Source organism: Hanamia caeni (assembly GCF_003721595.1).
GTDB lineage: Bacteria > Bacteroidota > Bacteroidia > Chitinophagales > Chitinophagaceae > Ginsengibacter > Ginsengibacter caeni.
The window spans coordinates 1-2,027 of sequence record NZ_RJJR01000043.1 but is presented as its reverse complement, the minus strand read 5'-3'; the positions used below and the strand labels follow the sequence as shown (position 1 = coordinate 2,027).

Here is a 2,027-nt window from a genome sequence, read left to right as displayed (position 1 = left end):
TCGGAAATATTTAACTTGGTTGCTATCGAGTTATTTACTGTCGACGCATTTGCATAAGGACTCAGCATCGCAGCGGTATCAGCGATATTTAATTTTAAATTCAACCTGCTTCCAACCAGGCTCAAAGAATCAATCATGCGTTGCGTTCTTGCATAAGAACCCAACATGGAAGCAGTGTCGGAAATATTTACTTTGGTATTTAAACCTGAAGTAGAGTTGGCTACTGTTGCATATGGTGCAAGCATCGCAGCGGTGTCAGCGATATTTAATTTTAAGTTGATCCTGCTTTGAACCAAACTTAATGAATCGATCATCTGTTGGGTTCTGGCATAAGTGCTGAGCATTGCAGCCGTATCAGAAATATTTACTTTAGTGGCAATCGAATTATTGACGATTGATGCATTTGCATACGGCGCAAGCATTGTAGCGGTGTCCGCGATATTTAATTTTAAATTCAACCTACTTTGAACCAAACTTAATGAATCGATCATGCGCTGAGTTCTTGCATAACTGCTCAACATTGACGCCGTATCCGAAATATTTAATTTAGTGGCAATTGAATTATTTACAGTTGATGCATTTGCATAAGGTGCAAGCATTGCGGCCGTATCCGCAAGATTTAATTTTAAATTCAACCTGCTTTGAACCAAACTTAAAGAATCAATCATGCGCTGAGTCCTGGCATAAGTACTCAACATGGAAGCAGTATCTGAAATATTTAATTTGGTGGCAATTGAATTATTTACTGTTGATGCATTCGCGTACGGCGCAAGCATTGCAGCGGTGTCAGCGATATTTAATTTTAGATTCAACCTGCTTTGAACCAAACTTAATGAATCAATCATGCGCTGTGTTTTTGCATAAGTGCTGAGCATTGCAGCCGTATCAGAAATATTTACTTTAGTGGCAATTGAATTATTTACAGTTGATGCATTTGCATAAGACGCAAGCATCGCCGCCGTATCAGCGAGATTTAATTTTAAATTCAACCTGCTTTGAACTAAACTTAATGAATCAATCATGCGCTGCGTTCTGACATAAGAACTTAGCATGGAAGCCGTGTCCGCAATATTTAATTTAGTCGCTATCGAATTATTTACTGTTGATGCATTTGCATAAGGTGCAAGCATTGCGGCCGTATCCGCAAGATTTAATTTTAAATTCAACCTGCTTTGCACCAAACTCAAAGAATCAATCATGCGCTGTGTTCTGGCATAAGAACTCAGCATGGAAGCAGTATCTGAAATATTTAATTTGGTTGCAATTGAATTATTTACTGTTGATGCATTTGCATACGGTGCAAGCATGGAAGCGGTGTCAGCAATATTTAATTTTAAATTAATTCTGCTTTGCACCAAACTCAAAGAATCAATCATACGCTGCGTTCTTGCATAGGAACCCAGCATGGAAGCAGTATCGGAAATATTTACTTTGGTATTTAAACCTGCGTTGGATCCTGCAATCGTTGCATAGGGACTCAGCATTACAGCGGTGTCAGCGATATTTAATTTTAAGTTGATCCTGCCTTGCACCAAACTCAATGAATCAATCACGCGCTGCGTTCTTGCATAAGAACCCAACATGGAAGCAGTGTCGGAAATATTTACTTTAGTTGCTATCGAGTTATTTACTGCCGATGCATTTGCATAGGGACTCAGCATAGCAGCGGTATCAGCGATATTTAATTTTAAGTTGATCCTGCTTTGAACCAAACTCAATGAATCAATCATACGCTGTGTTCTTGCATAAGAACCCAACATGGAAGCGGTGTCGGAAATATTTACTTTGGTATTTAAAGCCGAAGTAGAGTTGGCCACTGTTGCATATGGTGCCAGCATCGCAGCTGTATCAGCGATATTTAATTTTAAATTCAACCTGCTTTGAACCAAACTCAAAGAATCAATCATGCGCTGTGTTCTTGCATAAGAACCCAGCATGGAAGCAGTGTCGGAAATATTTACTTTGGTTGCTATCGAGTTATTTACTGCCGATGCATTTGCATAAGGACTCAGCATCGCAGCGGTATC

General features: G+C 39.4%; 1 protein-coding gene. It reads right to left on the bottom strand.

Features of this window, described 5'->3' with window-relative positions; all coding sequences use genetic code 11:
- A partial coding sequence (locus tag EFY79_RS21530) for a hypothetical protein (RefSeq protein WP_158605271.1) occupies positions 1-2,027 on the bottom strand: 2,027 nt, incomplete at both ends.